Genomic DNA, 1,994 nt, shown 5'->3' on the forward strand with positions numbered 1-1,994 from the left:
CGGAAGCCGCCGTCGGCACAGGCGTGCACCAGCGGACGCAGGTCGTCGAGGAAGCGCGGCGTGCCGTAGGAGGCCAGCGCCATCACCTTGAACTCGTCCGAGCTGCGCAGGAAGCCGAGGTGTTCGGTGGCGTCCTCGTACAGTAACCCGAGCGAGTGAGGCAGTTGCTGGCTGTGCAGGATCTGCAATTCCCCTTGTGAATAAAGGCCTGCCAGCGAGCTGTGCCGCTCACCGCGACCGTCGAGCACCAGCACGGCACAGTCCCGTTCGAACGGCGCGGCCAGCCCTGCCGATGCCGCATGCGCCACATGATGAGCCACGAAGCGGACCTGCGAGGCATCCAGGCCCGGCAGCGCGCTGGCCAGGAAGTCAGGAGCGGCGATCGCATAGCGCTGGCGAAGCTCGTCCCAGGGGTCGAACACGCCGAGTTGCTGCGGCGGCAGGTGCAGCGCCGGGTCGAAGGAGTAGGTCACCGCATCCAGGTCACCGGCCTTCAGGCCGGCCTGTTCCAGGCACCAGGCGGCCGACAGCTCGGGCAATTCCCAGGCGGAGAAGGGCACCGGACGCTTGCCGTGCTTACGCCTGCTGAACCGTTCCTCCTCGGCGGCCGCGACGATCCGGCCGTCCACGATCAGCGCAGCCGCCGGATCGTGGTACAGCGCATTGATGCCAAGGATTCGCATATTCCCCGCCGTTGTGGACACATCTGCGAGTGCGGCCGCACAGTCGATCAGGTAAGTCCGCGAAGTAGGGGGCGGTGTTGTTCACCGCGGCTCGATGGTCACGTCCAATCGAGGTGTTGCCGCAGGCTGCTTGCCCAGCCAGAAGCGACTCTAGGGGGGAAGTGCTTCTCGCGCCACCATTCACCGAAAACCGGTGGTGGGGCCGCTAGCCGGGCAGGCCGAGGATGGCCGCGACGGTGCGCCGGATGCCCTCGTCCCAGCTGACCCGCGGGCGCCAGCCCAGTTCCCGCTCGATCAGCGTGGTGTCCGGCCGGCGCACCAGCGGGTCGTCCACCGGCAGGTCGATGAACCGGATGTCCGAGCGTGACCCGGTCACCGCGAGGATTTCCCTTGCAATTCGCAGGATCGTCATCTCATCCGGGCTGCCGACGTTGACCGGTCCGGCGAGGTCGCTGCCGGCGACGGCCAGCACCCCTCGGACCGTGTCGTCGACGTAGCACACCGACCTGGTCTGGCTTCCGTTCCCGGCCACGGTCAGCGGCTGCCCGGCCAGCGCCTGCTGGATGAACGTCGGGATCGCGCGGCCGTCGTCGGCACGCATCCGGGGGCCGTAGGTGTTGAAGATCCGGACGATCGCGGTATCGACGCCGTGCGTCGTGCGGTAGGCCACGGTCAGCGCCTCGGCGAACCGCTTGGCCTCGTCGTAGACCCCGCGCGGGCCTACCGGATTGACGTGCCCCCAGTAGTCCTCCGGCTGCGGGTGCACCTGCGGGTCGCCATAGGTTTCCGACGTGGAGGCCAGCACGAACCTGGCCCGCTTCTCCTTGGCCAGGCCCAGGGCGTGCAGGGTGCCGACACTGCCGACCTTCATGGTCTCGATCGGCAACCGCAGGTAATCAGCCGGTGACGCCGGCGATGCGAAGTGCAGCACCAGGTCGACGGGTCCGGGCACGTGGATGTAGTCGGTGACATCGCACTTGATCAGGCGAAAGCCGTTCTCCGACCGCAGGTGCGCCAGGTTGTCCGGCACTCCGGTGAGGAAGTTGTCCAGGCAGGTCACCTCAGTGCCGGCCGCGATCAGCTCCTGACACAGGTGCGAGCCGAGAAAGCCGGCGCCGCCGGTGACCACCGCGTGCTCGAACGTCCTCATCGGTACGCTCCTGGCACCGAAAGCCTTGAGATTGCTGGGAATCGGCATCCGGTCACTGCCCCCTCCTTCAGCACCAGCCAGGCACCGGCCGGGCTGCTTCCGGAGCGGGTGCGCCTGCTGGAGGTTGCCGCGGCAACCCGGCGTCAGCCTAGAGCGCAGTG

Annotated in this window: 2 protein-coding genes; both read right to left on the minus strand. The window is 68.0% G+C overall.

Annotated elements, in window-relative coordinates; all coding sequences use genetic code 11:
- Positions 1-683: carbamoyltransferase N-terminal domain-containing protein (locus VF542_RS03945; RefSeq protein ID WP_408650403.1), on the minus strand; the 683-nt coding region annotated here is incomplete at its 3' end.
- 205 nt (positions 684-888) lie between these two features.
- Positions 889-1,833: an NAD-dependent epimerase/dehydratase family protein gene (locus VF542_RS03950; RefSeq protein ID WP_408650404.1), complete on the minus strand. Its 945-nt coding sequence runs from the start codon at positions 1,831-1,833 to the stop codon at positions 889-891.
- Positions 1,834-1,994 lie beyond the last annotated feature (161 nt).

Source organism: Jatrophihabitans sp. (assembly GCF_036389215.1).
Lineage (GTDB): Bacteria > Actinomycetota > Actinomycetes > Mycobacteriales > Jatrophihabitantaceae > Jatrophihabitans_A.